This window comes from Enterococcus sp. NPDC086594 (assembly GCF_044746145.1).
GTDB classification, from domain to species: domain Bacteria; phylum Bacillota; class Bacilli; order Lactobacillales; family Enterococcaceae; genus Enterococcus_D; species Enterococcus_D entomosocium.
Genome location: NZ_JBIVBP010000001.1, coordinates 285,264 through 311,172 on the forward strand (window position 1 = coordinate 285,264; position 25,909 = coordinate 311,172).

A 25,909-nucleotide genomic window follows, 5' to 3' on the forward strand; every position below is an offset into this window, starting at 1 on the left:
AAAAAACAGCCATTTTTCAAAATGGCTGTAACAAAGTCAGTGTTATCATCAATGTTCATTATTCAACTGTTGGAATAAGAAAAGCTGCTAGTTCCCATGAAACGAGAAGGAAAACGCCGTTTATCGAAACCATTCAACCTTCGTTAAGGAGCAATCCAGGTTTGAGCGCCTATACAGCAAGCGAAATAAGCACGCTCATTGAAAGGAACGATTTGAGCTTTTACATCAACGAACGATAAAGCTCAATAATCTCTTCTAAAGTCGTTTCCCGCGGGTTGCCTGGTGTGCAGACATCGTTCAAGGCATCTTTGGCGATGGCTGGGATATCTTCTTCTTTGACGCCTAATTCAGAAATGGTCGCTGGAATGCCCACATCTTTGCTTAACTGATCGATTGCTTGGCAAGCAGCATCTCGGACGTCTTCAAGTGACATCGTTTCTGCCCCTTCAATGCCTAAAACGATCGCGATCTCACGGTATTTTTCACCCGTAAAGTCTTTGTTGTATTTCATGATGGTTGGCAACAAAGACGCGCACGCTACTCCGTGAGGAATGTTGTACCAAGCGGACAATGGATGTGCCATGCCGTGGACTAAGCCCAAGCCGACGTTTGAAAAGCCCATACCGGCAATGTATTGCCCTAGTGCCATCGCTTCTCGTCCTGCTTGATCGCCATTCACGGAATCTCTCAATGAGCGCCCGATGATCTCGATTGCTTTGATGTGCAGCATGTCAGTCATTTCCCAAGCGCCTTTGGTGATGAAGCCTTCGATGGCGTGGGTCATGGCATCCATCCCCGTTGCAGCTGCCAGGCTCTTCGGCATCCCCATCATCATATCGCTGTCCACAAAGGCTACTAGAGGAATATCGTGAGGATCTACACAAACAAATTTCCGATGATTTTCTTCATCTGTAATCACATAGTTAATCGTTACTTCGGCTGCAGTCCCAGAAGTTGTCGGTACCGCTAAAATCGGCAAGCATGGATGTTTCGTGTCTGCCACGCCTTCCAAACTAATCACATCTGAAAATTCAGGATTCGTAGCAATGATTGCGATCGCTTTTGCCGTATCGATCGGTGAACCACCGCCAATCGCAATGATACAATCGGCTTGGGCTTCTTTGACAAAGGCTAAGCCGTCTTTGACATTTTGGATCGTTGGGTTGGGCACGATCCCATCATATAACGCATAGTCGACACCTGCTTCATCCAATAATTTCGTCACTTTGGTTGCTACTTCAAATTCCACCAAATCTTTGTCGGTGATCACAGCCGCTTTTTTGAACCCTCGTGCTTTGAATTCGGTCGGTACGTTCTCGATCGCTCCTTTTCCAAAATACGATGTTTCATTCAAAATCATTCTATTTGCCATTCTTCCTACCTCCATTTGTTTGTTTATTCACAATATAGTTTAAATAGAAAAGACTGAGAGCCTTTTCTATTCTTCTACCATTACTTATACCTCAAGATAGCCTGCTCGGGGAGTGACTTTGAAAGCGTCAGCCAATTTTTTCAGATTTTCATCTGTAATGGTTTGTAAGATTGGGCCTTGCGCTTTAACATATGTGTACACTTCCGCAGCTTTCTCTGCCGTTTCAATCAAGCCAAAGACTTCATCCATATCTTTGCCAGCACCGTAGATGCCATGTTGCGGCCAAAGTACCAAACGGGTTTCTTTCATTTTAGCAGCTGTTGCTTCGCCGATCTCGTTCGTTCCTGGAACCATCCAAGGAATGATGGAAACACCTTCTGGGAAGACCACCAAGCACTCCGTACACATCTGCCACAGGGTCCTCGTGAAACTGCGTTCATCCAACTCATGGGTAAAACTCATGGCCAAAAGATGCGATGCGTGGTTATGCATGATGATTCGGTTTTCTGGATCGACCGACAAGCGAGCGATATGACTCATGAAATGACTTGGCAATTCACTCGTTGGCACCGCACCATTTTCCAAGCCCCAAAGCAATTCCAATGTTTGCCCATCTTCTTTGACCCGAATCACACCAAGGTTTTCCGCTGGATGTGCGGCTACATTTTTAAAGTATTTTCCTGAACCTGTCACAATAAAGTACTTGCCGGCTAGTGCCGTAGCATCAAAAATCATGGGAATTTCCCGCAAGACGCTTTGCGGATCGATGAAAGGCAAGATCTCTTCTTCTGTTAATAAGTAAGAAATATTGCCACCGTTGCGCTCATCCCACCCTAAACGGTAAAGATTTGCTGTCGTTTCCATCATTTCTTGTACAAAATTCGCTTGTAAAATATCAATTTTTTTCATCGTTCTCCTACTTTCTGGCTTTTAAGACGGTTTCTTCATAGGCTTTCACTTCTGATAGCCAATCCAGACCTGCTGGTACCCCTTGGCTTTCACAGAAGTAATTCCAAACATCTGCATACGGATAGTCTTTTAATTCTTCCGTCATGGCTAAACGAGTGGTGAAATCACCTGACAATTCGATTGCTTTTAGTTCTTCGATCGGTTCTAGCATCGCTTTTAGCAACGCTTTTTGAGTATTGCGCGTCCCGATCACCCACGCAGCGACCCGATTGATCGTTGCATCAAAGAAATCTAACCCAATGTTGGTTTTTGGCAATAAGTCATTGCGAACCAATTCGCGGCCAATCTCTTGCAATTCATCGTCCATGATCACGACATGATCACTATCCCAGCGTACAGGACGGCTGACATGCAGCAAAATGCCTTTGCTGAATAGTGCCAATGAAGACAATTTATTGGAGATCACTTCGGTTGGATGGAAATGTCCAGCATCCAAACAAATCAATTTATCGCGCGTCAAGCCATAGCCCATATAAAATTCATGAGAGCCGACGGTGTAGGCTTCGGCACCAAGACCAAACAGCTTGCTTTCCACGGCATCCACTGTGTATTCCGCTGGCAATTCTTCAGCAAAAATCTCATCTAATGCTGTCATCAAGCGTTCCCGTGGTGTAAAACGATCGATCGGGTTGTCTTTGTAGCCATCTGGCACCCAGAAATTATTGACACAGACTTGCCCAGTTTCTTTCCCCATATAGGCAGCGATTTGACGCGAACGTTTGCCGTGTTCGATCCAAAACTGACGAACTTCTTCATCTGGTGAAGCAAGGGTAAAGCCATCTTTGAACATGGGATGTGAGAAAAAGGTTGGATTGAAGTCTAAACCTAAGCCTTGTTCTTTCGCCCAAGCGACCCATTTTTCAAAATGCTTCGGCTCCAATTCATTTAGATCCACTGCTTCCTCGGTGTCTAAATAGATAGCGTGAAGGTTCAATTTGTGTTTTCCAGGAATCAAAGAGTAGGCTTTTTCTAAATCTTGGCGCAACTCCTCTGGGGTATGGGCAGCACCAGGATAATTCCCCGTTACAGAGATCCCACCAGATAATGCTTCATCACTCAAAAATCCTTGGACATCGTCCCCTTGCCAAACATGCATCGAGATTTTCACATTGGCTAATTTTTTCAAAACCGTATCCGTGTCGACGCCCAATTTGGCATATGCTGTCTTAGCTTCTTCATAACGCTGTTGAATCGTTGTCATTTTTTCCTTCTCCTTCTATAAAACGTTGATAGTCGCTTAAAATCTTGTGATCAAAAGGCTGTGGTTCATGAACACTGCAAGGAAATGAGTGTTTGACCGCGCGGCGTGCTTCAACCAGCGACGTGAAGATGCTAGCACTCATCATCTGCATTAAAAGATTGCCGATCGCCGTTGCTTCACTTGGGCCAGCTTCGATCGTCAGCTGCGCAGCATCAGCCGTCAGTTGATTTAAAAAGCGATTGTTGGAACCGCCCCCCACGATATGCAGTTTTTGCAGCTTGTTCGTCGTACCTGTCAGCTGTTCCAGCTTTTGCAATTCGCTGGCATAACAAAGCGCTAAGTTATCATACACACAGCGAGCCAGCTCCCCTGCGGTTTCTGGAACTTTCTGCTGGGTTTCTCGACAATACGCTTGCAGTTCAGTAATCATATTTTCTGGATTCAAAAAACGAGGATCATTGACATCGACAAACTGTTGAAAAGCAGGCGTTGCTTGCGCCAATTCCGCCAATTCTGCATAGGAATACTGATAATCTTGCTGCCGAGCCACTTCTTGGATCAGCCACATGCCCATGATATTTTTTAAAAAGCGAATCGTGTTGTGGGCACCCCATTCGTTCGTATAATTTTCATCGAAGGCGGCAAGGGAAACGTTGGGTACTTTGGTTTCGATCCCCAGCAATGACCATGTCCCGCTGCTGATGTAGCCCCACTCTGACCCTTCTCCGGGTGTACCGATGATCGCCGACGCCGTATCATGACTAGCGACAGTGACAAAGGTCGCTTGTGGCAAATCATAGGCTGGAAACTTCTGAGTTTGCAGTGTGCCTAAAACCGTTCCAGCATCAACCAATGGTGGGAACAGTCCTTCTGTTACGCCAATCTCAGCTAATAATTCTACATCCCATGTTTGGGTATTGGCATTTAGAAGCTGCATCGTCGAGGCATTGGTTTTTTCCGTGACCATCTTGCCGGTAAAAACGTAGCCCAAATAATCTGGAATCAACAGCAGTTTGTCGGCTTTTTGCAACAGTTGCGCTTCTTCTGTAGCTAATTGAAAAATCGTGTTGAAGGGCTGCAGCTGAATGCCTGTTTTCTCATACAGTTTTTGCAAAGAATAGCGCTGGCCAAAAGCCGCGATCGCATCATTGGTGCGACTATCTCGATAAGCGACTGGGTCGCCTAAACGTTCGCCTGCTTGATCGATCAAACAGTAGTCCACTGCCCAGGTGTCGATTCCGACGAAGCAGTCATTGATACCGGCTTGTTTCACTTTTTGCAGTCCTACTAAAATCTCTTGGATCAAATAATCGATCGCCCAGCGGTCAAAGCCTTCAAGGGGACGAAAGCCGTTTTTAAAGCGATGGATCTCTTCTAAAGTGATCTGCTCATTTTCCCAACGGCTCAACATCAGACGACCGCTTGATGCGCCGATATCGATTGCGATAAATGTGTTCACTGGTCTCCACCTTTCATTATCTTGGTTAAAAATAAATCGATTACAATTTACTGATTCATTCTTGTTGCCTCAATTTTAGCTTGACAATCAACGAGTTTCATCACACAATTTTGATAAAGACTTGCACAATCTTGGTAAAAAGGAGGATCCGATGGATTACTGGGAAAAAGCCAACCACTCATGGTCAACCGATTCACTGCGTTACATCAATACTTCAACCCAAAAGCAGCGTGAACTTTTCTATTACATTCAAGAAATCGGCTATTTCAAAGCCAGCAAACCTTACTTTACAGAACGAGAGAACCTGCCTTCTTATTTGATCAAATATACATTGTCCGGTTGCGGTGAATTGCGCTACAAAGGAAAAAGCTATCAATTAAAAGCAGGTGATGTGTTTTTTATCGACTGCCTAGACTATCAGTACTACCGCACCGTTAGTCAAGAGCCCTGGGAAATGGACTGGATCCATCTATATGGCGCCAACGTCACAGCGTTTTATGATGAATTTCTCAAAAATGGCAGTCCAGTTTTTCACACAAATCCTGCCAGCAGCCGCCAAAATCCGATCCATTTGGTCTTACAAGATTTATTGATGTTACAGCCAGAACCAAATGCGAAAACTGCCTTCCAAAGCTCTGTTTTGATCCATCAGCTACTCAATGAACTGCTCCTGCAAAAATATCATCTCGATTTTTCGGATAGTGAGATCCCGCCTTATATTTTGCAGATTCGTGACCAGCTAGAAGAGGATTTCCGTCAAGGGATCACCTTGGAATCTTTGGAGGAAAGGTACCATATCAATAAGTATCAAATCGTCAAGGAGTTTTCCAAATACATGGGCTTGCCCCCCATCGAGTACCAGATCAGCAAACGCATCTCTTACTCGAAAGACCTTTTGCGCTATTCTCGTCTTTCCATCAAAGAGATCTCATTGGCGATCGGCATCGAAAACACCGCCTATTTCAGCCGTTTATTCAAGAGAAAAGTCGGCATTTCACCTAGTGATTATCGACAAACGGAGAATGGACGGTAAAAAAGAAACATGAAATCATTCACTGATTTCATGTTTCTTTTCATTGAATCTAAGGTTTTAGTTGGCAACAATAAGTGACTCTTTTTCATTCATGATCTTCTCAAATGCTGACGCATTCGTTACCACAACTGGCGTAATGGTCGCATATCCCTCTGCTTGGATAGCTGCGAGATCGGCTTTTATCAGCGGCTGGCCCTTTTTGATTGCTTGATTTGCTTCAATAAGGGTCGTAAAGTGCCTTCCCTCTAGCTCTACTGTGTCAACACCGATATGGATCAAAAGTTCAACGCCTTGATCACTGGTCAAGCCGATCGCATGCTTTGTTGGAAATAAAGCAGTGACCACGCCATCAAAAGGGGCATAAAAGGTGTTTGATTGTGGTTTGATTGCTTTCCCTTGCCCCATCAAGCCTTCTGAAAAAACTTTGTCAGGAACCTCTGTTAAGGGAACGACTTCTCCTTGAACGACTTCTTGAAAATTGATTTTTGTATTCACTGGCTCTTTTGAATTGACTGCTTTCCTTTTTTCAGGTTCTACAATTCCCCAAAAATAGGTGATTAGAAATGCCGCAACAAGCCCTACTACCTGCGAAGCAATCCCACCATAAAATCCACCATCGATTCCTGCTGGATTGATAATCAAAGGAATACCCAACAATCCTGAACCACCAAAAGAATACTGCACTGTCTGCATAAATCCTGCAATAACACCACCTAAACTTCCACCGATGACAGCAGCGATCAACGGACGTTTATAAGGAAGTAATACTCCGTACAATGCTGGTTCACTGACACCAATCAGGGTTGTCAGACCTGTTGAGTATGCGAGTGCTTTCGTTTTATCGTTTTTCGTTCGTAGACCAACCGCCACGACAGCTCCAGCCATTGCCATTTGGTTCGCTAAGAGCAGACCCATCACAGGATCGAATCCTTGCATCGCCATGTTGTTAAGAAAAATTGGAATGAATGCCCAATGCAATCCGAACATGACCATCAAGATCCATGGTCCCCCAATCACCAGCCCGCCCAAAACCGGACTGAAGTGATAAACATTATTAACAAGCGTTGCCAGTAGACTTGATAAGTTGGATATAATTGGACCAACGACCAGCAAGGCAAGAGGGACAGAAACTAGTAACACGATAAGAGGCTGTACCATGAATCGCAAATCTTTCAACGGCCAATTCTGAACGAAGCCATTGATTTTGGCTGCCACCCAGACAGCAATGATTGCCGGAAAAACGGAAGAAGTATAGTCCATCATATTCACGGGAATCGACAAAAAGGTCAAACTACCTTCTGTCGCATACGGCAGCAAAGTAGGATAGATCAATGATGCCCCAATCAACATTCCGACATAGCTGTTTAATTTAAAATAATTTGCCGCCGAAGCACCTAATAAGATTGGCATGAAGTAAAAGAAAGCATTAGACAATGCATACAAAACGATATAGGTTCCCGAAGTTTCTGACAAAATACCTGCTACTGATAAAATCGTCAAGATCCCTTTGATCGTTCCTGACGCAGCCATAGCGCCTAAAGCTGGCGTGAAAACCCCTGAAATCGTGGAGGTAAACTGATCAAAAAGAGATTTTTTTGTTTTTTCATGGGTAGTGTCTTCTATTAATTCGCCGACTTGTTGCAGGACCGCTTCATAGACATCGTTTACACGATTTCCTAAAACGATCTGGTACTGTCCGCCCTGTTCAACGACTGAAATCACTCCGTCAAGACTAGCAATGGTCTCCTTACTTGGGGTATCTGTATCATGTAATACAAAACGCAGACGTGTGACGCAATGGGTCACCGATTCGATATTGGCTTTTCCACCAATTTCCTTTAAAACCTCTGTTGCCAACTGCTGGTTGTTCATTTTTGCTCCTCCTCAATAAAAAGTTTGATTTCGCCAGTGATCCCCAAAGGCTCGAACAGGACAAACTGTGAAAGATAATCCCGCATACTGCGACCTAAATTATTGATCACTTCAATCTGGATGGAATTATTCGTTTCTTGAAGCAGGTCCGTCAACTCAAATGTATACGGTGTACTGATTCTTGTGCCTACACAATGACCGTTCACTGAAACAGTCACAACTTCTGAAGCATCTTCAATACTTAATAAAACCTCTCCTGCTGCTTTAGGGAAGTCCACGGTATAAGTGATTTTCCCGCTAAACCGACTGAAGTCATCACCGACTCCCAGTAAAGGCAATGACGAATATTGTTTTTGACAGGCAACTACCGCTTGCTCTTTCCCGATTCCTTCGAAAGTGACTTGCCATGGCTGATCGTTTAGATGAACTTCTTTCACTGGTTTGCTTCTATCAATACGCAATGGTTGTTCCGAGGTAGCTTCAAAAAGAATCATACTCTCTGCTGGTGCTAAATGAATCTCATAGCTGCCATTTTTATATGACACAGGTTTCAGTTTATTTTCTACTGGATCATATTGAACTAAAGGCTTCTTAGCAGGAAAAACAGCCTGAAACTGCAGCGATTCACTGTCATTTTCATTGAAAAGCATGAATATTTCATCTGTCTGCTGCTGATAATGATAGTAGCGCAAATACGGCAGAGCTTTTGATGTTTCTAAACGATCCCGTACCTTCAAGCCAACGTTATCAGTGAGTGCTGTGAGCGGTGTTACTTCCGTAAGGCGAGCGAGAAGCCGCAGTTCATGGGTAAGCAGAGTTTGTTCAAGGGCTTCTTTCACCATTTCCTCAACAAAAATAATTTGAATTCCAGATTCTGCGAGAGCTGTCAGCTTTTTGATCAATGGACCAGACATTCGCTCAGTATATGGAATGACTAGTGTTTGAAAGGCATACTCATTGATGACAAACGTTTGATCCGTAAATTGCGCATCAAGCATCATCTCAACCGAAACGATTTCAAATTCGTATTGATGTTCCATCAGTTCACGAGCAACTTTTTGAATCGGCATATAAGCGCCTGCCCACTCCGCTTCAGCATGGTACAGCACAGCAATATCCGCTTGATGTTTCCCGTCGCTAAATAGATAACTCAAACGATTCATATACGTCATCAGCTGTTTGAAGCCCTCAAATTGTGGATTATGGCCTTGCGCATAAAAGTGTGGCGGGCAATCGGCATCAGGAAAGTCATTCATTGAAAAAGCATGAGGGACAAAATGATTGACCCCTCGCACCAGCATGTGATCGGTTAGCCATTTCATCAGTTTGGTTCCTTCTGACCAACCATATGCACCGAATACTTCGCACATCGTTCGACCTTGTTTCACAGGGTCTAAGTTTCCTAAAGATGCCCCCATTTTCCCTAATGCGTAATGGAAAAATTCGCCATCCCAGCCAGTAGATGTCATGGCTTCAAAGTATCCGTCATTTTGTTGCGGCATCAATTGATGCAAAACGACATCGATCCCTGCCATCGATTGTCCTTTCATCGATTGAAAGAAGTGACCTGCCCCATAGCCTAAACGTGCATGGGCATTGTTATCCTCAATCACATGTCCGATATAGTCGACCTTATGTTCCCGACACCAGCGTCCGATCCGCTGAGAAAAGTGTTGACTATATAGCTCAGAAACCAACGACATATAATTGTAACGAATCTTAACCGTCTGTTTTGATTCACCACGATAGAGAGCCGGCAACAGCCCTCGCAGCTCAGTTTCAGATATGGCTAGCTGGTTTGCTAACAAAGTCAACAAATCATACCGCCACGGCAATGGCATATCTACTTTTCCAAGGACTGCATCAGGACCCTTGATATTCCCAAACCGCGGTTCATCTGAGAAAAATCCTTGGATCGTTGTGCCAAATTTCTCTCCAAAGTGTTGATAATGACTTTGATAAACCGTTTCCAGCAAAACATCCGTTGCTTCTGGTACCAAAGGATTCAAGTACCCTTGTGTCGAAGCTTCCCCTCCTTCTTGTGTCGTGTAAAAGACAAAGATACTCCACTCTCCTTCAGGAATAGACCAATACAATGTCTCATCAATCATTGAGTCTGTAAGGTCGATCCACTCCTCCTCGCTGATCTGCTTAAATCCAGTTTTTTTGACCGCAACGGCGCTGATGATTTCAGCAGAAAAAAATGATTTGCCACTCTCGTTAACCGTTTCCCCTTCGGAATTCAAAATATTCGGTCGCTCTGCATTGAAACACCAATCCAACATAATTCCAGCATTCTTTTTTGGGCCTACAAAATCAAATTGTCGAAAATTCAAAAATTCTTTCTGCAAATGTCGATGATTCTTCTCAATTTCTCCTGCGGCGTAGCCTGTTGGAAAGTGCTTGTCATCCAAAATCCAAAGTGTCATTTGTCTTTTTTCACACTCTTCAATGATGATCGCCAACTCGTCCCACCATTGCGCTTTCAAAAATTCTTCATGGGGTCGTGATTCGATGCAGACAGATCGGATGCCGGCTTCGTAAATTTTATTGATGTAAGTTTGAATCGTCTCCTTCTCTTCTCCATGCATCCATAAAAACGGAAAAATATGATTATCATATTTTTCGTTCAATAAATTCGTTATCTTTTTCATACAAATTCCTCTTTCTTTCTCATTCAACTTCATTTAAAATCATAATAAATACGCTTTCAAATGTATCATAAGCAATTCTGCAGATTGAAACAATGTCATCTTCTTTGCAGATAATTATCACATTTTTAGATTTACGAAAGGAGGAGATCATAATGACAACCGAAGAAATGGAAAAAAAGCTTTTTCAGTTATCTGAGCGGGAATGCTATCACAGAGACCATCCAAACCACCTTTCTGACTATTATCAACAGCTGGAAAAAGTGATGATCAATGGCCGACAAGTTTACTTATTCGATAATCTGATGGAAGAACAAGAAAACTTTACTCTGTTAAAGCAAAGCCGCTTCAGTCCAGTTCCTTATCATAACCACAGTTTTATCGAATTAAATTATATCTACTCAGGAACATGCACCCAATTGATCGATGATCAGAAAGTTACGCTGACAAAAGGACAAATTTGTCTGATTGATACCGGAATTCCCCATTCGATTGAAATGACTGGTGAAGACGATGTTTTGATCAATCTTTTGATCAAGCGGGATTATTTCGCTCAATTGATTAGTCGAGAACAGTTTAATGAAGGGGTCGTGCTTGATTTTGTTCTGACTGCATTGTCAGACAAGCACGCGCATGACCAATATATTGTCTTTAAGAACAATAAAGATGATCGGATCCATGCTGTGATTCAAGAAATGCTGAAAGAAACTTATGAAAAAGCCATTGGTAGTAAACGAATCATCAGCAATCTAATAGCCATTCTTTTCACTTTTCTCGTACGTGAGTTCGACTATCAGACCAACAAGCAAGAAGCGGCAAAAAAACAGCACATTCTAGCGATCTTGACCTATATCGAAGAGAACTTCCAAACGGTTACTTTGCCAAAACTCGCCACCCTTTTTAACTATTCTCCTTCCTATTTAAGTGCATTGATCAAACGAGAAACTAGTAAAAATTTGACCGAATTGATTATCGAAAAGAAATTGAATCTCGCCCACAACTTAATTGCTTCCTCCACCAAACCAATCACCCAATGTGCGGCTGAAGCAGGTTTCACCAATATCACTTTTTTCTATAAAAAATACAAATTGTATTATGGGCATACGCCAAAAAAGAAAAAATGATTCTATGTCGCTACTTGCTTAAATAAAAAAATGTGGCATAAGTTAAATATTCATGTTCTAAACAAAAAAAAGAGTGGTTACCCACTCTTTGATTTTTAAGATAAGTTCTTTATTGGTTAAACTGTTATCTGCTACTTTAATGATCACTAACTAAAATTGCTCAGGTGCAAAGTTATTTCAACCAACTCATCCCTAATACACCAACAATATAGAGCAAGCTACCAAGAGCTACAAATTGCTTTTCTCTGCCAACTTTTTGTTCCTTTAAGAGGACAATACTTCCATAAGTAGCAACAAGTAAGCTCATTTGAGAAAATGAATAGGTTACGCCTACACCTAAAGAAGACGATACAGCGAATAACGAAGTATTCGCGATAACCCATGTGCTACCAGTACCTAAATTGTGGATTATTTTGCGGAAACGCAACTGTTGCTTACTTTTCAAGGAAATTACGCTTCCCCCGAGAAACATCCCTACTGCCTGAGGCAAGAAAATCTGTGCGCCACTTATCTGAAACAGACCAGTGACTGTCACATATAGCATCAAAAAAGCTGAAGAACAACATAGATAAAGAAGTACTTGCTGTGTTAAGCCTGTTTGCTGATGAGTTGTCTTAGTTACAAGGAAAACACCAGTTAGAATGACTCCTAATGCCATGATTGAGAAAATTACAGTCGTTAAATCTGTCCATTCTTTGAGAAAGAAGCCAGATGCTAATGTAACAAATAATAATTGGGTCCCGACGGAGACGGGCATTACTTTAGAAACCTCCGCTTTCTCCAAAGCGAGAAATTGGAAGTATTGTCCGCAAGCCCAAAAAAACCCAGATAATAAACTGATGAAAAATGGCACCATGGCATAACTCACTTGATTCAAGAAACCAAATACACTACCGAAAATCAAGGCTGCGATTGTTGTTCCTAGCAGTTGTTCCTCTGATTTTCCTCCCATCAATTTAGCGACGATTGGCATTAAGCCCCATCCTAGTGCAGGCAGTGAGGCAAGCAATAAAAGTTGTACGGACATAAAAACTCCTTCTAAATATTGTAAAAAAGCGAGAACACAAAATCTTGTAGAGGAAAACGTTACAGAAGCAATTCCTTCTCGACAAATTTTGTGTTCTTTATTCCTAGTTTTTAGTTAATAAATAGGTTGCTACTCCATAAGCGTGGATGATATGATCCGCTTCAAGCGGTTCTTCTAAGGCATTGATTCGCTGATATTCGTACCCATTAAATAATCTTTTGGGCTCAAGAGGACGTTCTTTGTTCGTTGAATTGACGAAACGGACAACGATTCCCTCAGAGTAATACGCATTATGGAGCGCACTGACTCCCACACCTGGTTCTAAGCTGCAAGACAACAAAGAAAGAGACATGTCGGTCAGAGATAATGGATCAATGCGCTTTTGAATTTTATTGTCTATACGATAAATAAAGTAATTCAAATCTTGCAATTGATAAGAAATCGATGGCTGTTCTTTAACAGTTTTCCAAGTAGCCAACAACTCTTCAGAAATAGCTGTTGATGCGACCCTTAGGGAAAAATCGAAGACCATCTCATAGTTTTCCATTTGAGCAAGAGGTGTTTCCATCATAATATGTCCCTTTTTGGTTGTATCGCCAGAAGCACGACCTGGTCGATACAACAAATCTGGTTTTCCTAGAGAGTCGGTTGTAGCTAGTACTGTTACATATAAGGAGTCATCGATATATTCATACTCTTTGCTCTGCTCGCTATAAAAAACGAGGGCGTTCTCTTGATCATAAACAACCACTTGTTTTTCAAATGGTTCAATATTGACAGGTTTTTCTGCATATTTTTCTTGCCAATTTTCCAGTGTTTGATTTCTTTTTTCAAGATAGCCAAATTGAATGGCCGCAACCGCTCTTTCTATCGGCTTGTTTAATCGAGCTTTCACTCGAATCCGATGATTTAAAAGCGTATTTTTAAAACGTAGCTTTGCGTTTACCTCACCATTTTTTGTCAGTTGGAGGGTCAATGTATAAGCGAATGTTTTGGTGGCGATTCCTTTCATCCGTTCTTCGATCGTATACGGTAGCTGTAAACTTCCTTCCAAAGCCAATGTTTCTTGCTTCCCTTTGCAGCTGGCAAAACGAAGCGTTATCGGTTGATCATTCAAAATAGGCGAATAGTCATACGTATCACCGGCATTACTATCATCGATGATCGACAAGAAATCCACGATCTGTTGTTTTCCATCTGAATAAATCAGATGGCCGTCTTCAAAGGAAAGCATGTATTTTCCATTTCTAATCCATGTGTTTTGATCTAAAGACGAATCGGGAGTTGTCTCTTGCTCTTCAAATGTAAGGACTTGATAACCAAGGCCTGAAAAGGCACAGGTCACTTGAACGGTTAACAGATAATACCCCTCTTCTTCAATAAAACGGTTGCCAGCCGGAGTTTCTTCCATAATATTTTTCCTGCTTGGGATATACACTGCTTCAAGTACAGATGAATCAGCTCCAATAACCTTGATATTGTTGGTTCTGGATACGATCTTAACTAATTTCTCTCCTTGAAATGGCACTGGTGTTGGATGAAGAATCAGAAATTGGTTGGCTTGTAAAGCGAGTCCTTCACTGATTCTTTTTAAAATCAAATTTTCAATGCTCTCACAAATCTCACTGATTTCTTTTACCCGATGACTGATATCTTGTGCAACACTATCTGATACACAGCCTGCCAAACTATCATGGGCTTGACATTCAAATAACTTTTTCCATGCTTTCATTAGCAAGCGATTGCTTAATTCGATCCCTAAATCTTTCGCAATAACTAACATTGGTTCAATTTCTAAAACTAATTTGTTTTCTAATCGAAAAATCTCACGTTTCAGATCCATTCGTACAGAACCAATCGTTTTGTGAACCCGTGCAAAAACCGGTGCACGAAACTCTCCTTGATAAACTTCCAGTTCTTTTTGACGGACGATCTCCATAAATGCTGGATAGGTGCTCAATTGATACTTGTATTTTCCAAGCTGATTGATTTTCGTTAGTTTTTCTTCTATGGCAGAAACAATGCCTAACTGATCATTTCCAGTTGGAATCAAGATTTCAGGTTCATTCGCGTAGCTCTTAATAAAATCAACACCTCTATCGAGTCTGCCATCTACATAACTGCTCGTTGGCTCCAATTGCTGCTGTGCACCATATCCTTGAGGAAAATTCACCGCATACAGTGAACCTCGCCCACTTAAACTCGTCCATTTAAAGTAAGGGGATTTGACCTGTTCCCCTAAATCGATGCCTCGCCAAAAGATAATGTTATCAAGTCCAACTTCGTTCAATATGGTTGGCATTTGAGCATTAAAACCAAATGTATCTGGCAAATAGCCGATCGGCATATAGCTGCCATATTTTTTGCTATCAAATATACCAATCATGGCATTTCGAATGATGGACTCACCAGAAGCGAAAAAGGCATCTGTTTGGGTGTACCAAGGACCGATGAACAATTGACCATTGGCGATCAACTCTTTGACCTCAGTCAAGCGCTCAGGATAGAGTTCTAAGTAATCGTCCAGAATAGACAGTTGTCCATCTAGCACGAAAGAAGCAGTCGGTTGCCTCTTTAGTTCTTTTAGTACATCACTAAATAATTGGTCACTCAAAACGACACAGTCCATCGAAGTAAAATACCATTCACGATCCCAATGGGTGTGGTTTACTATGTGTACATTTGTCATAGCTATGCTTCCCACTGCTCTTCCCAAGCCGCTTCGTCAAACTCTTCCATCGTGGCATCTGTTTCTTTCCCCGCATCTTTTGAACGTAGGAAGCTTGTACAAATCGCAATGAATAATGAGCCAGTAGCAATCGATAAAACATACAGTGGCCATTTTTCTACGGTGAACCAACCATAAAAACCAGAGATTGGCGCTGTATTGACCGCTCCTAGACCTACAGCCATTGCAGAACCAATCGCTGAACCAATCATATTCACTGGGATCACTTTTAGTGGATTTTCCACCGCAAATGGGATCGCTCCTTCTGAAATACCTACTAGTCCCATAATGATCGACGATTTTCCTGCTTCTTTTAGTTCGTTATTGTATTTATTCTTTGCAAAAACAGTCGCTAATCCTAAACCAATTGGCGGAATGATAATCGCCACTTGTGCTGCAGTGTTTGGTGCATAAACGTTACTTGTCAATAAAGCCATCGCGGTTGTCACAGCTGCCTTATTTACTGGCCCTCCAAGATCAAATCCAACCATTGCCCCTACAACTGCCGCCATCACGACCGCATTTCCGCCACTCAATCCGTTCAACCATGACTCTAAGCCCACATTGATAGCTGCAAATGGTGTACCGATCACATAGTTCACAAGTAGGACAGTGACTAAAGTACCTAAAACAGGAACTAAGAACACTGGAACTACCGATGCCATCGATTTTGGCAGTTTGATATGGTTTTTGATCCACAAGCAGATGTACCCAGCGATCAACCCTGAAACAATTGCGCCTAAGAAGCCTGCGTTAATGTCTTTTACTAACATACCTCCAACAAGACCAGGGGCAATCCCTAGCTTATCGGAAATCGAATAAGCAATAAATGCCGATATTACGGGAAACATCAGTCCTAACGCAATGCCACCGAATCCATCTAAACTATGGAGTAATCGGATAATCGTATTCGCACTTTCTCCATGAGAGGCGTCCCAAATATCAACAATCCCAAATATTGATCCACCTACTCGAGAAATCGCCATGATAACTGCTCCGGCAATCACTAGAGGAATCATATAAGATATTCCTGTTAAAACATGATTTTTCATTTCACTTGCCAACTTTTTCATCTGATTTTCCTCCTCTTTATTGATCAATCAGCTTTAATGCATCTTCAATTACTTTTTCTGCGTTTTTTATAGGGGCTGCTACCGGGACTTTGAGAATCATTTTGCCATTGAAACGCTCCTCATTTCTCACTTTCGTATCAACGGCAAAAATCACGACTTCCCCAATTTGACAATCCCGCTCGTTCAATTCATTTTCGATACCTGTTGCTCCTTGTGTCTCAACCTTGATTAAATCGCCACGTTTCGCTGCTGCTTTTTTTAGCGCCTGTGCCGCCATAAAGGTATGAGCAACTCCTGTGGCACACGCCGTTACTGCAATAATTTTTCTCTTCATTCGTCTTTCCCCTTTTCTCCATTTTATTCGCTTAATAATTTCGCGATAATCTCTTTATCTGTTTCGCTTTTCAGCGCTTCTGTGATGTCTTCATCCATCAATTTCATGGCAATTTCTGATAAAATCCGTAAATGGGTGTCTCCTTGATGTTCTTCAGGAATAGCAAGCATAATCACAACCGTTACCGGTTCATCATCTAAAGATTGCCATTCTAATGGTGCCTTTAACCGAGCAAAAACGATTGCGGGTTCAGAAACTGCACGACTTTTTCCATGAGGGATAGCTATATTATTGCCTATTCCTGTGGTCGAGTGATCTTCTCTTTCCATGACTGATTGAACATACTCATTTTCGGATTGAACGATTCCTTCAATTACTAATATTTTTGCTAATTGACGGACCACTTCTTCTTTAGTGGTTGCCTCTAGACCAAGAACAATATGTTCAAAAGGTAGTAGTGTTTCTATATTCATTTTATGTTCCCCCTTGTAAATACTTTTTTAATTCATCTTTCGTCCCTTTAAGGAGGAAGGTTCGTTCATCTGATTCCATCACATTAAGCATCGTGTCATAGATTTCCTCAAGGTCTTGTACAGTTTCATCCTTGATACAGATGAAAAAGACATATTTCACCTTTGTTTCTCCCCAGTGGATCTCATTATTAAGACGTAAAAATACAATCGCTGATTTTTTCACGTATTCTGGCGTCCCATGAGGCGTTGCGAATCGTCCAAAAGAAGTAAAGGAAAGCTGTTCCCTTTTTAGGGAAGAATCAATCATTTCCTCGATCACATACCCACGAGTAACCAACTGCTCTCCAATAAATGTAATCACCTCTTGATAATTTTCAAAATGATGATCTAAAAAAATCAAGTCCTCGTGAATCAGTTTCGCAAACTGACTGAAAGAACCATTTTGCTTTTCTTCGACATTTTTTAAAAAGGTTTCTATTTTTCGCTGCTCATCTTTATTCAGTACAGGTGAAACATTGATTGTTGGAATCGAATCGATTTTTAAATCCACTGTCGATAAAATCAAGTCCTCATAAATATTGGTCTGAATCAACTCTTGAATAGAAAGAATTCTGGAAATATCGATTTGCTCATAATTTCTCCGAATGCGAGCAGCTAATAGTTGTGAAGTGCCTTTCCCACTGCTACAAACTAATAAGACACTCACTTTCTGCGGTTGTTTTTCTTCTCGCTGTTCTTTCATCACTTGGATGTGTACGGCCAGAAAAGCAACCTCATCTTCGGGGATCGAAATCGAAAACTGCCAATTTAAGGCATGAGCTAATCGAAGCGCTTCCTCAAAAGACAAAGGGAAATTCTTCTTCACATCATTTAGAAACGGGTTATGAATGACTAATCCTTTTTGAATGCGATAAATAGCTTCTTTGATATGTGATACCAATCCTAACAAAAGACTTTCATTGCGTAGGGAGATCGTCTCATGAATCAATTTTCGTATCGTTTCATCAAGCAAATCATCGGAGTCATTCTTCTTCATCAACGAATCCCCATAGATATGAAGCGAAATATAATGAACTTCCGAAACTGGCAACGACAGAGAAAACGTTTCTTCTATTGATGCGATAAATCGATAAAAAGCTCTATTCTCCATCAAAGGATGGCTTCTTTCTTCGAAAGTCAGATAATTCTTCTCTTTGACCCGATCAATCATGATGATTAGATGAAGCAATAGTGAGTGATAGGCAGCATCATTAAGCGTAATTTGTTCTTTTTTCAAATACTCTTGTAAGAGCGTATCAACTAAAGAAATTTTTGTCAGGTCAATAAAATCATTAACAAACTGAGGAATTCCTTGAATCGAATGCAAATAGCGTTGCTGCTCTTGTGTTATTTTCCAATTTCCACCCCAGAAATAGTAGATCAAATCAAATGCTAAACGACGTTTTTCTTGTTCTGACAAATTCAAAAAGGAACCCTTCCCCGGTAAAACTTCAATCGTAACGTTAAAATGACGAAAGATCTCGCTTACCTGCCCCATGTCATTTTCTAAAGTTGATTTACTGATGTAGAGTGCATCTTGCAGTTGTTGACGCGTAAAATACGTTTTTTGTTTCAGTATTTCAAAGCAAAGAAACTGAATACGATCTTTTTTGCTCGTCGGTAAGTTTGATTCCTCGTTCCCATCAAGATACTTTAGAATTTCAGCTGAATCGCCATCAAGAAATACACCTACTCTAGGTTTGCGAACAAGCCTTATTGCTGTTTCCTGCAAAAATTCATCAATTCTCTTTAGCGATTGCGAAACTGTCTTTTGCGAAAGCGACATATGCAACCCAATTTTAGCAACCGTTGTTGGTCCATTCTCTAAGAGATATCGAATAATTGCTTTTTCCCGTTCACTGATCATGAAACTTTCACCTCGTCTACATTTCTAATGGTAGCTTTTTCTCAAAAAAATGAAAACACTTACTTTTACTGCATTGATTACAGTAAATCATAGGCACTGAAAATATTGCGCCGTTTTTTTATTCATGTGTACCCTTTCGTTTAATCCAGATTATTTACATATCTTTTGGTATTTTCATAGTATAGAGGATATTACTCAGTGGGAACAGAAAAAAAATACCAATGAACAAACGATACGTCTGTTTCATTGGTATTTTAACTTTTGATTCTCTAATAACGAGACACGCTTGAGCAATTCCTTCCCTTAACGCCCCAAAATCTCCGCCACCGAATATACGCCTGGGGCAAAGGTCTTGCCTGTTAGCTTCTTCGTCATGGCATTAAAGGTATAGTGCTCTTCTAAGACGACGACTTCATCGTATTGTTTTAGTAGCGTTCGAAAATCTGCATCTGATAAGAGGAAATTCTCTCGGCCATCGACATTGGGTGAAAACAAGTAATATTTGCCGACATAGCCAACTAAGTAGCTATCTACTGCTTCTTTGTTAGTACTGACCACCAAATATTTTTTCTCGTTTAGGTCAAAGTGATCGCCAGTAACGGCTGAAACTTGTGCTGGAATCGAAGCAGCATATTCACGATTGGTATAACGCATGCCATTATTTTCTGAAAGGATCAGCAATGTCGCAAAAAATAACAGAATCAAGGTGCTGTACTGATAGATTTTTTTCGTGGTCAAGCTGGCAAAACTACGGTAGTTTCGCCGGTCGATTGCTTGTTCATGATACAAATGATCAATGCCTCGGACCATGAAAAAGGTCATTAAGCCAAGTGCTAAAATCACGATGCTTGAGGCATAGCGATCGAACCCTGCCAAAGACAGTGCTTCATCAGTGGGCATCGAGAACAAGAACATGGCATAGATTCCTAAATAATATCCCACAATGATACCATCGATCAACAGCAGTTCTTTTAAAAATGGATTGCGTTTTTTCATGATAAATCGGACAAATAGCCAACTGCCCAACAGGATGACCTGGATCAAGAGAATCCCTTGCGTGGAGATCGTCGCAATATCCGTGATGGTTTTGACAAAAACATCCGTAATCTGCTGCAGTATCTGCGAATCCTTTTCACCAAAAATCTGTTTATAAGCGGTCACGCTGACTTCATGCTTCGATTTTGGAAAATTCGCTTTGACATGCAAGTTCCAAAGAATCGCCGGCAGGACAGATAGCCCAATGGTAGCTAACCCTACAATCATCAATCCTAGTCGTTGTCGCCAACGAATCGAAGCTTGCCATAAGCAGACTAGTAAATAGCCGCCTAAAATCAGCAGAAAAAAGACGGCGCTATTTTTGACCAAATCAAGAGAGGCACCAATCAAAAGAAAGTAGCTGATTGAAGGCAGCACTTTGCCTTTTAAGGAAAATAACCCGGCGATGCCTGCCAAAGTTAAAACGGGAAGAATGAAGTCTACCAGCAAATTATTCATTCGAATCGCAATATTAAAATAATTGAATACGGCCATGCTGGTGAAGACCAAGACAAAAGCCAGCTTTCTTTTCGGATCACGAATAATCGCAAAAAAACTATACAGACTACAGAAAATCAAAATCAATTGACCAATCAGCAAGACATTCTCATGATAGCCAACGATGATCGCTGTATAAGTAACAAATAGCGAGCTGCCTAAAGGATAGGAAGTAAAACTGATGATGGCATCGGCTGCCGTTGGCAATTGTCCCTGCGTATAAAGGAATTTAACGATCGTCGCCCAATGGGAGAAGTTGTCATAGTGGGTCAAATGACTGTGAAGCAATGTTAAAACGAACAAAGCAAAATAGCCGTAAAACCACAGCATGATGGGCTCTTGCAAGCCCCAATGCACCTGATAGCGCTCCTGCCAAAAACGCCAAACGCATAATAGTAAGCCAAGACCAAATAAAACCCAGGCCCCCCAGAACAACCATCCTTTGGGACCATATGCGACAAAGGAAAGAACGAGGATCGGCAAACAGCAAGCAGCGATCCAGCTGATGTGTTTAGGAAAATGGCAAACTCGTACAAAAAGATAGGCATAGCCAGCTAATGATAAACCAAATAGACTAAATCGCAGCAGGATCTCGATCATCGTCTGCCTCCTTTCTCAGCAAGCTGTCTACCCATTCTTGGAGGGCTACTGTGGAACGCAGCTCTGAAAGATTGCTTACTTGATATATCACTTGATTTTCTTTTGGCTGAAGCGTCGCTTTTTCAGCGTGAAGCACAAGATTACTGATCGGTAAGTTTAGATGGACCGGCATCTCGACCTCCTCTGTTTTTGCCAACGTGAACTGATCAAAACCAAATATTGTGACCGCATAGGTTCCTTCATCAAAGTGCCATTTTTGATCAATGGTCAGTATGGGCACTCGTTGAGGCGGCAATGGCTTTTGTTTGGCTTGCAGCAGATGCTTACCGAGATTTTCAAAAAGACTGTCAAAGAAGGTCATCCACGGATCCCGCAGAACCGGCAGGCTTTGATTGAAGCCATCATAAATGATCTGCAGATAGGCTAAGTAATCTTTTTCTGTCAACTGGTTTAAAGCAACGCCATAGACCCAACGATCCTTGCCTGAAAAGACGCGGACAATATTTCCAGTCATCTCTGCTTGGTAGCCATTACGGGTGATTTTAAAAGTCAGCGGCGCATCTGGCGGAAAATAAAGAGGAACGTCAGAAACGAAGGACAAGCCATTTTCTGAGATATTTTCTGTCATCAAAGAATAGCTGGCGTCTTGGTCGGAAACTTCAACAGGATAATGGGCTCTGAACCGTTCCGTCGTTCGATAAATCGGACGACCGAGATAAAATAAGACCGCAAAGGTTAAGTTAAAGAAATGGGTCAGCAGCCAAAAGGTCAACACACTGCCGTAGAAAATCTCTGAGCCGAATTTGCCGTAATTAAACTTCACTAAGCCGATAATCGTCAAAATCAACAGCAACAAATGCGGCACCACAAACAACAAGTCTTTTTTAGACTGAGTTGCTGCTTTATTAGTCACCTTGAAGCGGGTCTCTTTGATGCCAATGGCTTGCAAAAAGACAGGAATCACTAGGTAAGGTGCAAAAATCGTTTCCTGGATCTCGCCCCAACGCTGCGTTCGAATATCACTGCTCAAATCCTGCATCGCCAAATGCAAGAACGTATAGCTTGGCAGCCAAAACAGCAGCAAGACCCAAAAGTTTGTCTCTACGACCCTTACATTAAAGACGGTGTACAAAATCGGCGCGAAAATAAATAGTAGCCGTCGTAGAAACGACCACCAATACAAATAGCTGTTTAAGAAAACCATTTTTTGCGCCAAAGACAACGTCTTATTCTTAAAAAGATGGAGATTGTGGACACTTTGGACCACTCCTCTTCCCCAGCGAATCCGCTGCTTTAAGGCACTTGGGATATCAATTGGAGACAGACCGCTGGCCATTGGCTGCAGTGTTGATAAACTGCGATAACCTTGGCAATTGATCAAGGCGCCTAATTCAAAATCTTCCGTGATCGTGTCCGTCGGAAATCCGCCAGCGGCTTCGATCGCTTCTCGTGCAATCACCGTATTAGAACCTGTATAAATAGCGGTATCATGGGCGTTGTTCAAAACATTGACTTCTCTGGAAAAGAAGTCCTGCTCGTTAGGGATCGCCGCTTCTGAAAAAAGATTGTACTGAAAAAGATCCGCGTTGTAAAAACTTTGCGGTGTTTGAACAAAGCCCAACGGTTTGATGGTCTGGTCATTGCGGCGTTCCTGCTGATTTGCCACAAAATATGGCACTGTTTCCAGCAAAAAATCTGAGTAAGGAATCATATCTGCATCAAAGGTCGCCACTAGCGGCGAATTGGTTTTTGATAATGCATGATTGAGATTGCCTGACTTGGCATGCTGATTGCCGATCAATCCGATATAGCCGATGCCAAATTTATCTGCCAGTGCTTTGACCTCTGGACGGTTGGTGTCATCTGACAAATAGATGTGAACTTTTTTGGGATCGGGGTATTTCATATGAACTGCCGCATTGACCGTTTTTAATAAAAGCGGCACTTCTTCATTATGAGTAGCAATCAACACATCGATCGCCGGATAGTCGGCTTCTGGCACGACCGGTTTTTCAAAGGGCTTTGCTTTGTTTTTGTTCCAAATCAACAGCAAGCCCGTAAAGTTCGATACGATCTCACTGCCCCAAAGCAGCAAACCAAACAGCAAGGCAAACCAAGACTCGTGCCATGGCAATGTATACAGCCCCCGCCATGATAAATAGATCAGCGAAAAGACAAACGCCAGAAAGTAAACGACTTTTTTCGCCCAAGGCAAACGTTTTTGTTCCATCTCAATCACTCCTTAAAGATGACATTTTTTTGCACATGGTAACTAAAGAAAAAGAGCAGGCAATCGACGCCTATTTTTAACAACACAGAATCTCCGATCGGTAGGATCAAATAAATCAGGTAGACGAGAAAAGAGGACAGCAAAATCTGTACGATCACCAATAAAAAATACTGCAGCATACTGTTCTTTGTCCGTTGACCAAAAACAAGCTCGCGATTGATGTAGTAATTGACGATCGCCGAAATCAATCGGGCACCCAACGAAGCGATCACGATGGAGGACAGATTGATGACAGACAAGAAATGGATCAATAACGCATAAGCGATCACATCGACAAAAAAGGAGACCACAGATGAAAACAAATACTTCAAAAAGACGCTATAGATAGCGACGGAATCTGCCAAGACCCGAAAATGGGAAGAGGCATTTTCTTCAATATAGATGGTGGCGATCGGTTGCGAGAGAATCGGCCACCCCCGTTTCTGGGCTTCGATCAGCATCCGCGTTTCATATTCAAAGCGCTCACCTGAGATCGCCAACAAATCTGTCATGAATTTCCGAGGGAAAACCCTTAAGCCCGTCTGCGAATCCTCGATGGCAAGACCAGTCGCTAAACGTAGGATATTTCGGGTCAAAATGTTGCCGAACTTACTCCGCAAAGGCACTTCTTTGCCAAAGGATCGGGTCCCTAAAATAATACTGTCCGGATGGGCTTGGGCCTTTGCTAAGCAAGCCATCATATCGGTATACTCATGTTGGCCGTCCGAATCAATGGTCACCATAAATTCAACAGCTGGCTGGTTTGTCAGCACTTCAATGAGAGCGGTTTTGATGGCTGCGCCTTTTCCCTGATTCTTTGGATGGGTCAAAACCTGACAACCAAACTTCTGTTCCAATGCCGAAAAGACGGGCTGATAAGCTGCCCCACTGCCATCATCCACGACCAAAATCGGCAGGTGCTGGTTATGCAAACGAATTTTCTCCACCAGAGCCAGCAGTTTGTGGTCCGGTTCTAGCGAAGGAATCATGATTAAACTATTTTCCATATGCGCCCCTCATTTAAGGTAGTATTTTTGAAAATAAAAAAAGAAAAGAAGCCAACCCCATCAGTAAAGACAGAGTTGGTCGCGACCGCTGCGCTTGGCTCGATACAATGCTTGATCGGCACGTTCTTGCGTTTGCTGTAGCAACTCACCCCTTTGCCGTTGTGCGATCCCAATCGACAACGTGATGCTGACCGAATCACCGGCATCCAAGATGATTTCTTGGTAACGGATGCGCTTTTGAATTTTTTCAAGGAGATAAGCAGCAGCCTGTGCGTCTCCTTGGATCAAGATCGCAAACTCTTCCCCACCGATGCGATAGACCGGATTGCTCGCCGTACAGTAGGTCGAAAAAATACGAGCGATTTCTTGCAAAATCACATCCCCGGCACGGTGTCCGTAACGGTCATTGTAATTTTTGAAATGATCGATATCGATCAAAGCGATCGATAAGTCCACATCGGTCGTATCTAGGCGTTGGCGGTCATCTTGAAACTTACGGAAGTTATTCAACTGCGTAAGATCATCGATTTTGACCAATGCCAAAATGCGCTGCATATCATTTACTATCGAGTAAAGGAAAAACGCCAACGTATAGGCGAGAATGCCATAAACTATATAAATTAGGGTCGTTTTTTGAATATCACCCGTCAAATAAAAACCAAAAAGAAAGGAGATAGCGATCAAGTAGGTTATTGATAGGAACAACTCTTGTTTGTCAGTAAATCGCCGTTTGGCCCAGGCATGCAGAAATGTCAGTGTCACCATCAAAAAAAACGTAAGATATAAGTTCAGCCAAGAAGATTTTGATACTTCAAACAAGAAACGCCCTAACGCTAGATTGACCATCGTCGGTACGGTCACCTTCCACCCCAGATATTTCATGGAAAAAGCGTAAAGTAAAAAGCGCAGGTCAAATCGCGTTTCGTATACGACGTAAGAGAAATTCATCATCAGCATCCCCACCACGGTTTCACAAGCAATCGCCGCTGCGATCTGTTTCGCTTTGAATGTCCCTTGACCTACGAAGCCATCACTGATTTTGAATAACAAATAAATATTGATGATAATTGCGCCTAAATTTGCGAGTGTATTGACAACCAGCGTATTTGCCATTTCCTGTGCTTCCTTTCTAAAAAAAAGAACCCTTACTTGCTGATTCGACGGGACAATTCCAGAGACATTTCATTGGAAAAGCGGACAAAGCATCAAGTAAGGATCACTATTTATTATTGACAGTTTTTATCACTCTTGATTTAGAATAATTTACCAGAAATTATA

General features: G+C 42.0%; 18 protein-coding genes. 2 read left to right on the plus strand and 16 right to left on the minus strand.

What is annotated here, in order from left to right:
• Positions 1-220: 220 nt before the first annotated feature.
• The 4 genes from fucO to rhaB all read right to left on the minus strand — a co-directional run bounded on the left by fucO (position 221) and on the right by rhaB (position 5,001).
• Entirely contained in the window at positions 221-1,372 is a 1,152-nt protein-coding gene (gene fucO, locus ACIPK1_RS01300) for a lactaldehyde reductase (protein ID WP_061053118.1), read from the minus strand.
• Positions 1,373-1,456: 84 nt separating this feature from the next.
• Positions 1,457-2,281: a rhamnulose-1-phosphate aldolase gene (gene rhaD, locus ACIPK1_RS01305; protein WP_005234418.1), complete on the minus strand. Its 825-nt coding sequence runs from the start codon at positions 2,279-2,281 to the stop codon at positions 1,457-1,459.
• Positions 2,282-2,288: 7 nt separating this feature from the next.
• On the minus strand, positions 2,289-3,542 hold the full coding sequence (gene rhaA / locus ACIPK1_RS01310) for an L-rhamnose isomerase (protein ID WP_061053119.1): 1,254 nt from the start codon (positions 3,540-3,542) through the stop codon (positions 2,289-2,291).
• Positions 3,517-5,001, minus strand: coding sequence for a rhamnulokinase (rhaB, locus tag ACIPK1_RS01315; RefSeq protein WP_061053120.1), 1,485 nt, complete (start codon positions 4,999-5,001; stop codon positions 3,517-3,519). Before rhaB ends, rhaA begins: the two co-directional genes overlap by 26 nt.
• Positions 5,002-5,152: 151 nt before the next feature.
• Here rhaB and ACIPK1_RS01320 point away from each other — a divergent pair, with 151 nt between their 5' ends.
• Positions 5,153-6,034 (plus strand): AraC family transcriptional regulator, encoded by an 882-nt coding sequence (locus ACIPK1_RS01320; protein WP_301389216.1) that lies wholly within the window; start codon positions 5,153-5,155, stop codon positions 6,032-6,034.
• A 57-nt stretch (positions 6,035-6,091) separates the two neighbouring features.
• On the opposite strand, the gene ACIPK1_RS01325 is transcribed toward ACIPK1_RS01320, so the two are convergent.
• Together ACIPK1_RS01325 and ACIPK1_RS01330 are read right to left on the minus strand one after the other, a co-directional pair.
• Positions 6,092-7,906, minus strand: coding sequence for a beta-glucoside-specific PTS transporter subunit IIABC (locus ACIPK1_RS01325; RefSeq protein WP_301389215.1), 1,815 nt, complete (start codon positions 7,904-7,906; stop codon positions 6,092-6,094).
• Complete coding sequence (locus ACIPK1_RS01330; protein ID WP_223347110.1) at positions 7,903-10,560, minus strand: glycosyl hydrolase; 2,658 nt, start codon at positions 10,558-10,560, stop codon at positions 7,903-7,905. Before ACIPK1_RS01330 ends, ACIPK1_RS01325 begins: the two co-directional genes overlap by 4 nt.
• 152 nt (positions 10,561-10,712) lie before the next feature.
• On the opposite strand from ACIPK1_RS01330, the gene ACIPK1_RS01335 reads away from it, so the two are divergent.
• A complete protein-coding gene (locus ACIPK1_RS01335) occupies positions 10,713-11,681 on the plus strand; it encodes an AraC family transcriptional regulator (RefSeq protein ID WP_008380931.1) in 969 nt (322 codons plus the stop codon).
• A gap of 172 nt (positions 11,682-11,853) precedes the next feature.
• Here ACIPK1_RS01335 and ACIPK1_RS01340 read toward each other — a convergent pair whose 3' ends face one another.
• The 10 genes from ACIPK1_RS01340 to ACIPK1_RS01385 form a co-directional block, all read right to left on the minus strand.
• Complete coding sequence (locus ACIPK1_RS01340; RefSeq protein WP_301389214.1) at positions 11,854-12,708, minus strand: GRP family sugar transporter; 855 nt, start codon at positions 12,706-12,708, stop codon at positions 11,854-11,856.
• Positions 12,709-12,811: 103 nt separating this feature from the next.
• The gene (locus ACIPK1_RS01345) at positions 12,812-15,397 is read right to left on the minus strand and encodes a glycoside hydrolase family 38 C-terminal domain-containing protein (protein ID WP_139960534.1); all 2,586 of its coding nucleotides are present in this window, start codon (positions 15,395-15,397) and stop codon (positions 12,812-12,814) included.
• Between the two features lie 2 nt (positions 15,398-15,399).
• Positions 15,400-16,536 carry a PTS fructose transporter subunit IIC gene (locus tag ACIPK1_RS01350; protein WP_082741519.1) on the minus strand — a complete coding sequence of 379 codons (1,137 nt, stop codon included), beginning with the start codon at positions 16,534-16,536 and terminating at the stop codon, positions 15,400-15,402.
• A complete protein-coding gene (locus ACIPK1_RS01355) occupies positions 16,526-16,843 on the minus strand; it encodes a PTS fructose transporter subunit IIB (RefSeq protein WP_005234408.1) in 318 nt (105 codons plus the stop codon). Before ACIPK1_RS01355 ends, ACIPK1_RS01350 begins: the two co-directional genes overlap by 11 nt.
• A gap of 23 nt (positions 16,844-16,866) precedes the next feature.
• Positions 16,867-17,316, minus strand: a complete 450-nt coding sequence (locus tag ACIPK1_RS01360) for a PTS sugar transporter subunit IIA (protein WP_005234407.1) — start codon at positions 17,314-17,316, stop codon at positions 16,867-16,869.
• 1 nt (position 17,317) lies between these two features.
• The gene (locus tag ACIPK1_RS01365) at positions 17,318-19,222 is read right to left on the minus strand and encodes a BglG family transcription antiterminator (RefSeq protein WP_061053126.1); all 1,905 of its coding nucleotides are present in this window, start codon (positions 19,220-19,222) and stop codon (positions 17,318-17,320) included.
• 303 nt (positions 19,223-19,525) lie between these two features.
• Positions 19,526-21,355, minus strand: a complete 1,830-nt coding sequence (locus ACIPK1_RS01370) for a lantibiotic ABC transporter permease (RefSeq protein ID WP_301389213.1) — start codon at positions 21,353-21,355, stop codon at positions 19,526-19,528.
• Positions 21,330-23,585, minus strand: a complete 2,256-nt coding sequence (locus ACIPK1_RS01375) for a glycosyltransferase family 2 protein (RefSeq protein WP_301389212.1) — start codon at positions 23,583-23,585, stop codon at positions 21,330-21,332. The genes ACIPK1_RS01370 and ACIPK1_RS01375 overlap by 26 nt, the downstream gene beginning before the upstream one ends.
• 5 nt (positions 23,586-23,590) lie before the next feature.
• Positions 23,591-24,631 carry a bifunctional glycosyltransferase family 2/GtrA family protein gene (locus tag ACIPK1_RS01380; RefSeq protein ID WP_086332616.1) on the minus strand — a complete coding sequence of 347 codons (1,041 nt, stop codon included), beginning with the start codon at positions 24,629-24,631 and terminating at the stop codon, positions 23,591-23,593.
• 60 nt (positions 24,632-24,691) lie between these two features.
• Positions 24,692-25,744, minus strand: coding sequence for a GGDEF domain-containing protein (locus ACIPK1_RS01385; RefSeq protein WP_016612596.1), 1,053 nt, complete (start codon positions 25,742-25,744; stop codon positions 24,692-24,694).
• Between the last annotated feature and the right edge of the window lie 165 nt (positions 25,745-25,909).